8 protein-coding genes and 1 pseudogene are annotated in these 13,515 nt (G+C 45.4%); 1 reads left to right on the top strand and 8 read right to left on the bottom strand.

Annotated features, from left to right (window positions below):
* Positions 1-126: 126 nt before the first annotated feature.
* The 3 genes from ACJ751_RS25380 to ACJ751_RS25390 all read right to left on the bottom strand — a co-directional run bounded on the left by ACJ751_RS25380 (position 127) and on the right by ACJ751_RS25390 (position 7,922).
* On the bottom strand, positions 127-522 hold the full coding sequence (locus ACJ751_RS25380; protein WP_407748335.1) for a hypothetical protein: 396 nt from the start codon (positions 520-522) through the stop codon (positions 127-129).
* Between the two features lie 82 nt (positions 523-604).
* Entirely contained in the window at positions 605-1,660 is a 1,056-nt protein-coding gene (locus tag ACJ751_RS25385) for an NAD(P)/FAD-dependent oxidoreductase (RefSeq protein WP_407748336.1), read from the bottom strand.
* Between the two features lie 217 nt (positions 1,661-1,877).
* Positions 1,878-7,922, bottom strand: a complete 6,045-nt coding sequence (locus ACJ751_RS25390) for an alpha-2-macroglobulin family protein (protein ID WP_407748337.1) — start codon at positions 7,920-7,922, stop codon at positions 1,878-1,880.
* Between the two features lie 393 nt (positions 7,923-8,315).
* Here ACJ751_RS25390 and ACJ751_RS25395 point away from each other — a divergent pair, with 393 nt between their 5' ends.
* On the top strand, positions 8,316-9,173 hold the full coding sequence (locus tag ACJ751_RS25395) for a DUF4476 domain-containing protein (protein ID WP_407748338.1): 858 nt from the start codon (positions 8,316-8,318) through the stop codon (positions 9,171-9,173).
* An 83-nt stretch (positions 9,174-9,256) separates the two neighbouring features.
* Here ACJ751_RS25395 and sucD read toward each other — a convergent pair whose 3' ends face one another.
* The 5 genes and pseudogenes from sucD to ACJ751_RS25420 all read right to left on the bottom strand — a co-directional run.
* Entirely contained in the window at positions 9,257-10,129 is an 873-nt protein-coding gene (gene sucD, locus ACJ751_RS25400; protein WP_407748339.1) for a succinate--CoA ligase subunit alpha, read from the bottom strand.
* Between the two features lie 220 nt (positions 10,130-10,349).
* The gene (locus ACJ751_RS25405) at positions 10,350-11,162 is read right to left on the bottom strand and encodes an ABC transporter ATP-binding protein (RefSeq protein ID WP_407748340.1); all 813 of its coding nucleotides are present in this window, start codon (positions 11,160-11,162) and stop codon (positions 10,350-10,352) included.
* Between the two features lie 28 nt (positions 11,163-11,190).
* A complete protein-coding gene (locus ACJ751_RS25410; protein WP_407748341.1) occupies positions 11,191-11,862 on the bottom strand; it encodes an MlaE family ABC transporter permease in 672 nt (223 codons plus the stop codon).
* Between the two features lie 254 nt (positions 11,863-12,116).
* Positions 12,117-13,151: a phosphate acyltransferase gene (locus ACJ751_RS25415; protein WP_407748342.1), complete on the bottom strand. Its 1,035-nt coding sequence runs from the start codon at positions 13,149-13,151 to the stop codon at positions 12,117-12,119.
* Between the two features lie 69 nt (positions 13,152-13,220).
* Positions 13,221-13,515 (bottom strand): annotated as a pseudogene (locus tag ACJ751_RS25420) (NADP-dependent malic enzyme); the annotation flags it as partial.

Raw genomic sequence — 13,515 nt, forward strand, 5'->3', positions numbered from 1 at the left:
CCGTCAAAAGAAGTGCTGGTATTATTGATCCCATTGCTGGCGCTTCCACAGATCACGCATTACATTATTGATGGATACATCTGGAAGGTATCGCGTGGTCATATTCCATATAAACACTCCTGATATTCAGGAAGCTTTGACTTTGGCTTTTGCCTTCTTTCTTTGCAGGGGAGAATAATAGAGGTAGTAATAGAACAGGGTCAAAATGCCCAGTGAGAAAGGAATGATACAATAGGGCCTTACCTTTTCATCGATATTATAAAACTCAGCAATCATCCACATGGAGTTGGCCACTATCCATAAGGCGATGGCTACGTTATGCGTTAACTCGGCTACAATGTGGCGGTTACGCCAGGCGATCCAGATGGCAACGATGAGGGTAGGGAAGATCATGATAATACCAAGCGGCCTCAGGATCAGGCACCAGCAAAGGTCTTTCACCAGCCAGAATAAGATATGTAAATTCTCGATCTTGCGAAACTTCGCTGGTATTACATACAGGTCGTTTGATTCCTCGCCCACAGTTATTGATTTGATATTTTATTAATATTACTCAGGTCCGGCCCGCCTACGCCAAGGTTTCGGCGGACGAAGCAAAATTATATTATTTCGATAATACCCGTTTAAATCGCTGAATATCGGCTTCAGGTTGTACCGGTGTTTGATGCTGAAGGTGTTGCACCAGTTGGGGGGCAAAAAAGGGCGCCAGGGAACAGCCTTTGGTTCCCATGCCATTGAAGATGCCAATGGACGGTTGGTTGGGGTGAAAGCCGATAAACGGCCGCCGTTCAATGGTGGCCGGGCGTACAGCGGCAGTATGTTCCAGCAGGCGCACAGGAGCTTTTATCCATTGCTGCAGGGCTGCCATTGTCCTGTCCCGGAAATTATCTGTTGGTTGATCGCTGGCAAAATCCCATTCGTACGAGGAGCCAACCCAAAAGATATTATCCTTCCACGGAACCCAATTGATACCTTTTTTAAAGATGTGTTGCATAGGCATGTCGTTCACTTCAACCAGCAATACCTCGCCTTTATTGGGCGCAAAGGGCAGGTTGCTGAACCAGGGATTGTTAAAGCTGGCAATACCATCACAGAAAATGATGCGTTGTGCGGTGAAGCCTTTATAATGAATGGTGTCTGAAACGATTTGTAGTTGCGTATGATCAAAGTGTTCTTCGAGCAGGCGGTTATCGTTTAACAATAAACGCCGGTAGGCCGGTAACAGCTCCGGCAGGTTTACCAGGTAGCAGGGCGTAATGGTGCCATAACCAAAATCGTAATTGAAATAATTGTTCCAGGCGTTGGCATCGTTGTGGATGGAAAGGTATTGGGTGTCTTCAGCATATCGTTTTTCAAAGGCCAGCTTCATTTGCGGAGTGGGGAAGAAATCAACAATATCTTTTTGCTCAATGGTGGTGACCTGTAATTGTTTTCCCAGCTCCCTATACTGTTGCCAGGCAAAGGGCATTACCTCGTCAATCATCCAGGTTTTTACAATGCGCCGGCCCGTGACCGGGTTTATAATGCCGGCCGCTACTTTTGAAGCCGTGCCGGGTTTGTTGTTGTCGATCACCAGTAAAGAATAACCTGCTTTTTGCAACTCCCAGCTCAAAAAGGTGCCGCAAATGCCTTGTCCGATAAGTATAAAATCAACATGCATGGGGCGAAATTATAAAGAAATTATCAGGGATAGATTAGGTTTTCGTTGTGTAAGGTAGCAGTTTCAGGTTTCAAGTTTCAGCGCCTGCCCCGCTTGGGGGTTACCGGTTACCAGTTTCCCGTTACGCGGCCAAAACTTATTGGCTTCTCTGTAACCTGTAACAAAAAAGGCTGCACCTTTATCAGATGCAGCCTCACTTTATAAATTATGACTCTTTTTATTCTACCGTCACATGCACTCCCTCGCTATGGCTGGTAAATTCAGGGGCATACATACATTGAATGGTTGTAATGCCGTTGCTGAATTTACCGGTATGGGTAACAAACAGGGGATATTCAAAAACGTAAGTGCCTTTGGGCAGCTGACCAAAAAAGAAATTGGTGCTGGCATCTTTCGTTGTTTCATAATAACCCAGTCCGCCCTGCCATTTAAACTGGCTGATAACATTCACCGGTTCCATACAGGCAGCCCGCATGTCTTTCATATGCACATATTCCATGGCGCGATCAACACGCAATTCAATACGCACTTTCACTTTATCACCTACTTTCAGGGCCTGGCCTTCATTGATGGGTTGTAAAACCGGACCGCGATCGGTATTCTTTTCAACAAACAACTTTTTGGTCAGTTGCAATGGAGTGGCGGCAGGCGTTATTTTGTCGAGGTTCTCAAAATACTGCCAGTAAACAGCGCCCCAGGCAGCAGCTCCTTTGTTATCATTGGCTGTTGACGACACGGTTACTTTTATATTACCCATCTCCGGTTTCACCTGTTTTTCATCAAACACCTTTTTAAAATAACCGGTACCGGCTTCCTGTTGCTGTTCTTTACTGCGGATGGTTGTATTGCCCAGGTCAATAGTTACCTCAGGTGTGTTGGTTAGCAGGTCGGAACCTTGCAGCATTAACGCATAGCAGGCATCAGCGGTGGCTTTGGTTGTTTTCCAGTCCTGGGTTTGCTTTTGTTTCAGCAACCACAGTTTCATATCGTTCACCGCGGTGATGTCCTTTGTTACTTCGGTAAAGGTCTCAATCAGTAACGACTGAATTTCGATAGGGGATTGATACCAGTAATAGCCACCGGTGAATTCCTTCCAGTACATGCCCATTTCCTCATTGTGAATGGCATTCTCTTTTATTGATCTTACAATATTGTTGGCGGTTTGCACATCACCGGTACGGAACAGCGACAGGGCGATCATCCCCTGCATATAGCGGCTCTGTTTTACCCAGTTTTTCTGTGCTTGTGTGCGGTAATAGTTATAAGCTTTGAACACGCCGCCGGGTACACCTGCTTCAGGATAGAAGCTGCGCATATACAAATACTGAATATGCAGCGGGCTGATGTAGTCACTATCTTCTTTCCCCTTATTGTGTTTCAGCATGTACTCATAGTCTTCTTTAATGCGCTCATCGAGATAAGGAAGGGCTTTTTTTACCATTTCTTCCAGCAGGTCATTCTTTGTATTCACCTTCAGTTTTTTGAGGTGACCTACACCGGTCATAATGTACTGGGTCATATAACGATCATCGGGACCGCCTTTGAACCATACAAACCCACCATTGGAACTTTGCAATTCATGCAGTTTGGCAATGGCCTTTGTTTCCTCATTGCTCATGCGCACCAAGTCAAATAACAGGGCGATATTCTTTTTTTGTTGCGCTTCGTTTTTGGCTTGCATTACCCAGGGCGTTTCTTCCAACAACACCGCTTTCAGTTCCTCGTTCTTTTGAAGGTTGCTCATCAGGGCTGCTGTATCGGTGGTTCTCCAGCGCTCGAATATTTCTTTAACCTTTGGTGAGGCATTGGCAATGCTGGTGGCCAGCGCATTGGCATAATACCGGTTAAAGGTTTGTTCGGCACAATCGTAGGGATATTCCATCAGGTAAGGCAATGCCTGTACCGCATACCAGGCCGGGTTGGTGGTAAACTCTACGGTAAGCGAATGGTTGTTCAACGTTTCGCTGCTGCCGCTTTTCACCAGCTTTTCAAACGTAAAGTTCTTGGTGCCGTTGCCACGAACGGGCAGAGGCAGGCTTTCTGTAACCAGCATGCGGTTGCTCACAACTGGCAGGATGGCTTCTTCGCCATCGCTCAGGTCGCCGGCTTTGGCGATAAGGCGATAGGTTACCGGTTTGTTATACTGGTAAGGAATTTCAATATTAAAGGTTACCGGAACGGTTTGTTTGGCCGGTACGGTGAAATACTGGTTGGGCATTACGTTGTGGAACCAGCCATCAACCGATTGGTTGGTAGTGGCATCTATCAATTGTAATTGCACCTGACCGGTTATTTCCTTATCGGTAAGGTTGGCAATTTTACCGCTGAAGTTCAGGTGATCGCCTTCGCGCAAAAAGCGAGGCGCATTGGGTTGCACCATCAGGTCTTTTTGCGTTACAATGGTTTTGGTATCCATACCAAACGCCAGGTCTTTGGTGTGCGTCAGACTCATCCATTTCCACTGCGTTACTGCTTCGGGCATGGTGAAAGAGAATTCAATATTACCATTGGCATCGGTATGCAGGTCGGGGAAGAAGAATGCTGTTTCGTTGAGGTTGGTGCGAACCTGAACGGCAGGACCAGCTTCCGGTTTTTTTACAACTTGTCCCTCTACAAGCATTTCACCTTGCTGTACATTGGTGTCGGCTTTCTTTTTTGCCGTCCCATAACCAACAACTGCTACATCTTGCATGGCTCCTGCTGGTGCAGCAGCTGATAACGGTTCAGGAGCTGCGATCTTTGCAGACTCTTTCATTCTTTTATCGCCTCCACCGCCAGCGCGGGCAAGCCTGGAGTAAACCAGGTTCCCGGGCAGGTCCATTAATACATCATACTCTTTGTCAAAGCTTTCATAATTACTGGTCTCATTATTTTTCTCTATTGATTGTACTGTCGTAAAACAGGTGTTGCCTTCCCAACTGCGGGTAGGATAATAATTGGTATTCCACGTCAATGATGGCTTATACCAGACCTGTGGTTTAAACTGGTCGAGTGAAGCATCGTACATAGCTGTAAGCATTTCAGCCGCCACTTTATCGCCTTTATAACCGCTTATCTTCACTTTCCATTTTTCTTCGCTGCCTGGCAGGGTTTTATCGCGGAAGGTTTCATATGCAATGGTCAGTTCTTTATTGGTGTAAGGAACAAGGAATGTTTGCTCTTCTGAATAAAACCGGTTGTGTTTTACGAAGGCGATGTGGATACCAAAACCGCCCCGGTCATTTTCCGTTACCGGTAAATCAAATGAGCGGCTGTTCTTGTTCAGGGTGAAAAAGCTTAGCTCGCTGACATGCTCTTTTTTATTCACTTCATGAATGATAAATGCATCATCCAATGTAGTGCTTACCTGGTAACTGGCTTTTTCGCCGGGTTCAACCGTAGTGTTGCCAGTTTCAATACCGCCGGTAGCCAGCGGACTTACCATTGACTGGTTATATACCTGTACATACCGGATATCTTTTACTTCCTCGCCATACTTGTCTTTGGTGATGGCTTCAACGGCATACCAGCCAGGTGTTAAAGGCGAGTGATCGAGTGTAAATGGCTGGGTGTTGGAAGTGGTGTCGGTTTTTTCAGCCACCTTCTGCTCCTTTGCCCATTTGGCAGGATCGTTTTCGTCTTTATAAACATCGTAGGGGAAAAGGTTATAGAATTCATCCTGCGACAGCACATACTGGTCGGGTTGTTCCCAAAGACGGTCCCTGAACATGCGGTTGGGCATTTTCAGTTTGTGAATGGAAACAGTAACCGTTGTTTTTTCAAACAGGTTGTTCAGGTTGGTGCTGGTAAGATGTATTTTGTTCAGGCTGTCGGCATGCATTTTCTTTGGAAGATCCAGGTTTAACTTCAATGCCTGGTAAGCCACCGATACATAGGTATTGCCGCTTCTTGTTTCGCCGGCCACATCGGTAACATCAACGGTTACCTGGTAATCGAAAATGGGTTGACTGCTTTTGGGAACTGCATTATCGGGCAACGCCTTAAAGTTGATCTTGAATTCTCCTTTGGCATCGGTGGTTATTTCGCCATGTACTATCTCAACACTTTCCTGGCCATAGGGCGGCCAGATCATTTTGCTGTAGCCGCTATAAAACCAAAAAGGCATATTGGTTTTGCGCACTACCCGGTATTTAACCGTGGCGCCATCAATGGTGTTACCGGCATAAGCTTTGGCAATACCTTTCACCGTTATGTCATCATTTAAACGATAGGTGCCCGTTGGTTTGTTTACCTCCACCAGGAATTTGGGCCGTTTGTATTCTTCTACTGAGACATGTATATTGCCTGATATTTTTTGATCGGCGATCCTGAACTGCCCGTTCAGTAAACCAGTAGGGATGGTAAACTTGCCGGAATAAGAACCGAATTCATTGGAAGTAACAGGGATGGAATCTACTAATTGTCCATTGGCATCAAATAAAGAAACGCTGGTGGAGAAATTTGGAACAATGGTGGTTGCTTTGGTCTTGTTATTGGTGTTTACCAGAATGCCTTTAAAATAGATCGTTTGTCCGGGCCGGTAAATAGACCGGTCGGTGAACAGGAACGCTACCTTGAAGTTCTTTTCCTCTGTTTCATGACTATCGTCGTAAGTATAATTGTATATGTAACCATCCAGATACAAGCGGTCATCGCCATGGGTTATTTGCAGCTGAACGTTATGGTCATTATTGTTCTGCTTAGACTCAAGCTTTACATACCCATGTTCATCTGTAACACTGGTTTGTCCTTTGCTGCCGGTATACTTGCGTTTGTTATAGTCATATGACTGGTACCATACCTGTACATTGGCGTTTGCAAGGGGCTGGCCGGTTTCCCGGTTCAAAATAAAGTAATCGGCGCCTTTGTTGATGTAGGCAATATTTGAAACATAGAAATATTGCACGGCCAACAGGTTTCCGGCCATGGTAAACTGGTCGTTTACGCTGGCGATCAACGCATATTCGCCAATGGGCAATGCATCTACTTTTATTTCTGCGGAATGCTTCTGATGATCTTTGGTATCGGGTAATGACTGCCTGAACCTGGTAATGGCAGGTAAGCCCAGCAGTTTTTTCCAGAATTCATCGTCCCAGTTATTTTCCCCGATCGAATCGCGTGTTTTGCGGTCCATCTTTACCACCTTGAAATTAACGGTAGTAAAATTGCGGTAAGTAATAAGGGTGCGAAAGGCCTGACCGGGCACATTCACTTTTTCGGTTTGCAGGTTCAACTCCCGGTGCAGTATTTCCTGCCGCAGGTTAAGGCAGTTGGCTTTTCCTTCGCTGTTGTCTTTCTGGGCAATTACTTTATCACAAATGCTTATCGCTTTCAGATATTCATCGCGGTAAAGCTCCCCCTTCAGTGGTTCATATTTCTGGGCCTGCTCATTATGCCACTGGGCCAGGTAATACCAGGCTTGCGTGGCGGCGGGTATTAAATCATATTGGTCACCTATTTGCTGCAGCGCTTTTATGTACAGCGAATCCTTGTTTTCGATGGTGGCATGTTCATGCACGTATTGTAATCTGTCAATGTCCACATCCAGCAACGCATCGGGTTTCACATCTGCTGCATGAAACTGCAACAGACGTTGGTAAAGTTGCAGGGCTTTATACTGCAGGGAAACGGTGTCGCGGGTAGTGAAGGTATGCTTCGAAAATTTTTTGGCCTCATCAAAAGCAACCGCATCGTCTATTTCAAAAGCATAGGCGGGTTTGTTCACGTCGCGTTCATCATTTTTAAAATAATCCAACGCGCGGTTTGCCAGCAGATCGAACAGGGTAGGGCGTAAATACCGTACGTTCCCTTTTGTAATAATGGGGTCAAACGGCTCCAGCTTTGTTTGTTGTAATAATTTTTCATTGCTGATAGAAGCCAGGTATAATTCACTGATCTTTTTATTAAAGTCGTCGATGGTCCAGGTGGCCAGGTCCTCTTTTTGAAAATTGGCCGTATTGGTGCGTCTGTACAATTGCCAGCGGTGCTGTTGAAAATAGTTCCAGTAACTTTTAGCAGTTATGCTTTGCAGCACAGCACGCACCGGTTCTTTTGCTTCAGCAGTTTCTGTTTCCAACTGGTGAATGCTTTTCCTGGTGGGATCTTCTTCTTTCAATTGTTGTAATTCTGCCCGGTACAATAGTGCTTTTACTACCTGGGCATCGTTCCCTTCTTTTTTAGCCTGTGAATAGATCTTATTTACTTCGGTAAGGGCCGATTCGGTAAGACCGTCTTGTTGAAAAAGACTGTCAATGTGTTTCCACTCTTTGTCGTATGTTTTCATCTTCTGTTGCGCATAGGTTGTTAAAAAAATAAGGGCTGTACATACTAACGAAAAAAAACGCTTAAATATCATTCGCCAAATTTTATACAAGTTAATGAATACTGAAGTGCAGGCTCAAACGTTCAATCTAAAAACGACCTCCAGCAACTGACTTCAAACCTCCTTAAACGGATGCAAGTTGCCAATAAAATGCATAATGGCAATTTGTTAAAATGCCCGCGTCTGTTGGTTGGCAATAATAGCTAACCTATTGACGTTATGTTATATATAGTAATATTAAATATAAGTAGTTGTACCCTTTAATTGTGCAACGGAAATACCTGGTATTTCGTTCTAGGTATTTTAAACTTGTCCCGATAAATCGGGAGCCCTTATTCGCACAAAACACCCAGTATGAGAAAAACGTGTATCCTGATCCTTTCCATTGTTGTGGCGCTTACCTCGCGTGCACAGATGATGGGCAATGTTAAGAACAACAATTACAACAGTTTCTTAAGCATTACCAATTTAAGTGCCGAAGATATTCAGTTTGAAGTGGATGGCCAGACGTATGTTGATTGTGGCCCCAGCCTGAATATCAGGGACCTTCCACCCGGCACTCACCAGCTGGTATTGTTCTCCGGCAAAAAAGGCGGTGGTATGATGGGCATAAAGCGGGTTGTTATCTTCAACAAGCCCGTGAATGTAAAACCGCAGTTTTATGTTGATGTTATCATTAACCGGTTTGGCCGGGTAATGGTGGATGAACAATCTATAACAGGTAACCAATACCAGGATGGCCAAATGCTCTGGAGAAATCCTGGAATGCTCAATATGCCTCCCTCTCAACCTGTCAATAATCAACCAGGTAACAATTATAACAATCAACCCGGTAATAACTACAACAATCAACAGGGGAACTATAACAACAACCAGGGTAATAACTGGCCTGGGCACAACAACAATTATAATAATCAACCCCGGCCCATGCCCGATAACACCTTTAATTCATTTATTGAAACGGTGCGCCGGGAAAGTTTCGACGATTCGCGTATGGCTATTGCCAAAGCGGGCATCGATCAAAACTTTTTTACTTCAAACCAGGCCAAGGCATTGTTGTCTGCATTTTCTTTTGAAGCCAGCAAGCTGGAAATAGCCAAGTATATGTATGGTAAAACAACCGATCCCAAGAATTACTTTGTGGTGTACAATGTTTTTACCTTCAGCAAAAGCAAAGAAGAGCTGGCAGAATACGTACGTACCTATCATTAATAAACAATAAAAAACCTTGCAGATCTTGCCAGCTGTTGTAGCAAGGCAGATCTGCAAGGTTAAATATGTTTAAGCGTGTTCGCTTACTTCTTAATGATCTTTGCCATGGTTGCACCAATATCAGCAGGGCTCGATACTACGGTGATACCACATTCTTCCATGATCTTCATTTTAGCAGCAGCTGTATCATCAGCACCGCCAACGATGGCGCCAGCGTGGCCCATACGGCGTCCGGGAGGAGCTGTTTGACCGGCAATAAAACCAACTACAGGTTTTTTACCGTTTTCTTTATACCAGCGGGCAGCTTCGGCTTCCATGCCACCGCCAATTTCACCGATCATTACTACTGCTTCAGTTTCCGGATCGTTCATAAACATTTCCAGCGCTTCGCGGGTAGTAGTACCAATGATGGGGTCGCCACCGATACCAACAGCTGTAGAAACACCCAAACCGGCTTTAGCAACCTGGTCAGAGGCTTCGTAAGTGAGGGTACCAGATTTTGATACGATACCGATCTTACCTTTTTTGAAAACGAAACCAGGCATGATACCTACTTTACACTCACCTGCGGTAATTACACCCGGGCAGTTGGGCCCAATAAGGCGGGTTTTAGTGCCTTGCAGGTATAATTTGGCTTTCACCATATCCTGCACAGGAATACCTTCTGTAATACATACTACCAGTTCAATACCGGCATTGGCGGCTTCCATAATAGCATCGGATGCAAAAGCCGGCGGTACAAATATGATAGACACATTAGCCCCGGTTTCCTTTACTGCTTCCGCTACGGTATTAAATACCGGCCTGTCCAAATGCAATGTGCCCCCTTTGTTTGGTGTAACGCCACCTACTACATTGGTACCATATTCTATCATTTGAGTAGCATGGAAGGTACCTTCTGTGCCGGTGAAGCCCTGCACCAGGATCTTTGATTGTTTGTTTACTAAAATACTCATCAGCGGAAATATTTAGATTCCCGACATTTATCGGGTCCGCAAAAATAGGGGATAATGGCCAATGTGCAATTGGCAATTAAAATGGTAATCCCGGGAACGTTTGCGTAGAAAATAATAGATAATAAGCATTAGACAGGGGCTCGCGAATTGCGGCGCGGTTCGATTATAGGCAAACTGACGCCGTTTAGGGAAAATTTGCCAATTGCCTATTATCAATTGACTACCCGTTTATGAGTTTATCCATATCGCGGTCGTTATCAATTTTACCGGACTGTTCCAGCATACGCATATCCTTGGCGTCTTTAAGGAAGTCGGAAGCGAAAATGAAGTCGTTCAGGCGTTCACTTTTATTAAAAATGATCTCCTTGTTGCTGCCTTCCCATTCTTTTTTACCCTGGTGCATGAAAATGATATGATCGCCGATCTCCATTACGCTGTTCATATCGTGGGTGTTTACTACGGTAGTAATGTCGTATTCGGTAGTAATTTCTTTAACCAGTTTATCAATAACGAGGGAAGTTTGCGGATCGAGCCCGGAGTTGGGTTCGTCAACAAAAAGGTATTTAGGATTTAACACAATGGCGCGGGCAATACCTACCCTTTTTTTCATCCCACCGCTGAGTTCTGCGGGGAATTTTTTATTAATGTCCTTCAATCTCACTCTTTCCAGCACCTCGTTCACCCGTTTTAATTTCTTGGCATAGGTATCCTTTGTGAACATGTTCAGGGGGAACATAATATTTTGTTCAACCGTTAAGCTGTCGAACAGGGCCGAACCCTGGAACAGCATCCCGATCTGCTGGCGGATCTCTTTCCTTTCTTCGGTATTTAGTTTATTGAAGTCTGAATTGTTGTAGCAAATTTCGCCTTCGTCTGGTACCAGTAAGCCAACCATGCATTTCATAAAAACCGTTTTCCCGCTACCACTGGCGCCAATAATGAGGTTACATTTACCTGATTGCATGGTAACGCTAACACCGTTCAATACGGTTTTCTCACCAAATCCTTTCTTTATGTTTTTTACTTCGATCATGGTTTATGAATTCATAGGTGTTCAACCTTTAATGCAACAATAATGCAGCCAGCACATAATCAGCGCCCAAAATACTCACACAGCTTACCACCACTGCCTTGGTGCTTGATCTGCCGATTTCCAGGGCGCCCCCTTCTACATAATATCCGTAATAGGCTGGTATGCTGGAAATAATGAATGCAAAAGTATAAGCTTTTACCAGGGCGAAGAACACATTATACGGCTGAAAGTATTGCAGCAATCCTGTTTCATATTGTTGAGGCGACAGAATACCTGCGGTGGTTGATGCCAGTTGTCCGCCATAGATGCCCAATGCAGCGGAAACTACTACCAGTAAGGGAATCACGATAACAGCAGCCATTATTTTAGGCAATACCAGGTAGGTTTTGGTATTGATACCCATAATTTCAAGGGCGTCAATTTGTTCGCTCACCCGCATATTACCCAGCTCGCTGGCTATTTTACTACCTACCACACCAGCCAGTACAATACATACCAGGGTAGGGGCAAACTCCAGGATAACGGTATCCCGCACGATCTGTGCAACGGTGCTCATAGGAATTACAGGGCTAACCAGCTGATACGCTGTTTGCAATGCAGATACTGCTCCCATAAATGCCGAAATGATGACTACTATCCCTAATGAGCCGATCCCAATTTCATTACACTGGTGCATCAGCTCTTTCCAATACATCTTCATGTTTTCTGGTTTCGAAAACATTCCTTTAATCATCAATAGGTAACGGCCAAACTCTGTAAATAAAGTCATGATTGATAAGCAATAATGTAAAAGTACGCCTAAACCTCCAAAACGCAAAAGAGCGGGTTTTGTTGCCGGAAAGTTGAGTTCCAGGTTTCAAGTTCCAGGTTCCAGGGAAAATGAAAAAGGTTTCAGGTATAAGAGAGTTACCTCCCTGTAACCTGAAACCTGTAACTGTATTTTCCCCCGGGAGGTTATTTCTTCTTCCACCAGGCTGGCTTTTTAGCCGGGTCCTGGTTGGCGTTCTGACATTTTAATTGAGCGTCAATAACGGCAATAAGCGCCATATTGGTGATGCTGCGTACGGAGCTTCCCAACTGCAACACATGCACTGGTTTCTTCAGGCCCAGCAAAATGGGACCTACTGCATCGGCGCCACCAATTTCCTTCATCAGGTTATAGGCGATATTACCCGCAGCCAGGTTAGGGAAAATGAGGGTATTCACTTCCTGGTCAACAAGCTCGCTGAAAGGATAGTTATCGCGCAGGATCTCCTGGTTAAAGGCGATGTTAGGTTGTATTTCACCATCTATGATAATAGTAGGATCTTTTTCTTTTACGATGTCTTTTGCCCGGGCAACCAGTTTGGCTTCAGGCGTATCGCTGCTGCCGAAGTTGGAGTAGCTCAGCATGGCAATACGCGGCGTTAGGTTAAAGCTGCGCACCTCTTTGGCGGCCAACAGGGTGATATCGGCCAGTTCTTCAGCCGTTGGGTTTAAGTTCACCGTAGTATCGGCCAGGAACAACGGACCTCTTTTGGTTAACAGCATGTACATACCGGCGATCTTTTTCACCCCTTCTTCCATCCCTATCACCTGCAGGGCCGGGCGAATAGCATCAGCGTAGTTGCGGGTTAAGCCAGAGATCACCGCATCGGCATCACCGGTTTCCACCATCATGCAACCAAAATAGGTTCGGTCCTTCATCATTTTGCATGCTTCATACTGGTTCACACCCTTACGCTGGCGCTTTTTGAAGAAGAGCTCCCCGAACTGTTTGCGTTTTTCTTCATACTCATCATTACGCGGGTCAATGATGGGCATATCATCGATGTCGATGCTGTTATCCAGTGCCATCTGCCTGATCGCTTTTTCATCGCCTAACAAAATGGGGTAAGCGATGCGCTCATCATAAGCGATCTGGGCCGATTTTAATATTTTAATGTTATCCGCTTCGGCAAATACCAGTCGTTTGGGGTTGCGGCGGGCTTTGGCGCCGAGTACGCGCATCAACTGGTTATCGAGGCCAAGGCGTTTGTCGAGCTCAATGGCATAGGTTTCCCAATCAGTGATCGTTATTTGCGCAACACCACTTTCAATAGCGGCTTTGGCAACGGCGGGAGCCACGGTGCTCAATAACCGGGGATCGAGGGGTTTAGGAATAATATAGGAAGGGCCGAACGACAGGTTCTTTTCGTTATAGGCAATGTTCACGATATCGGGAACGGGACTCTTGGTCAGTTCGGCCAGGGCTTTTACGGCAGCCAGCTTCATGGCTTCGTTGATCTGCGTGGCGCGAACGTCCAGCGCACCACGGAAGATGAAGGGGAAGCCCAGCACGTTATTCACCTGGTTAGGATAATCACTGCGGCCA

The sequence above is a fragment of the Niastella sp. genome (assembly GCF_045805085.1).
GTDB lineage: Bacteria > Bacteroidota > Bacteroidia > Chitinophagales > Chitinophagaceae > Niastella.

Coding starts and splice junctions, on each gene's coding strand:
- ACJ751_RS25385 (WP_407748336.1), bottom strand. CDS start 1,660: ATGCATGTTGATTTTATACTTATCGGACAAGGCATTTGCGGCACCTTT.
- ACJ751_RS25390 (WP_407748337.1), bottom strand. CDS start 7,922: ATGAAAACATACGACAAAGAGTGGAAACACATTGACAGTCTTTTTCAA.
- ACJ751_RS25395 (WP_407748338.1), top strand. CDS start 8,316: ATGAGAAAAACGTGTATCCTGATCCTTTCCATTGTTGTGGCGCTTACC.
- sucD (WP_407748339.1), bottom strand. CDS start 10,129: ATGAGTATTTTAGTAAACAAACAATCAAAGATCCTGGTGCAGGGCTTC.
- ACJ751_RS25405 (WP_407748340.1), bottom strand. CDS start 11,162: ATGATCGAAGTAAAAAACATAAAGAAAGGATTTGGTGAGAAAACCGTA.
- ACJ751_RS25410 (WP_407748341.1), bottom strand. CDS start 11,862: ATGAAGATGTATTGGAAAGAGCTGATGCACCAGTGTAATGAAATTGGG.
- ACJ751_RS25415 (WP_407748342.1), bottom strand. CDS start 13,151: ATGCGCGTACTCGGCGCCAAAGCCCGCCGCAACCCCAAACGACTGGTA.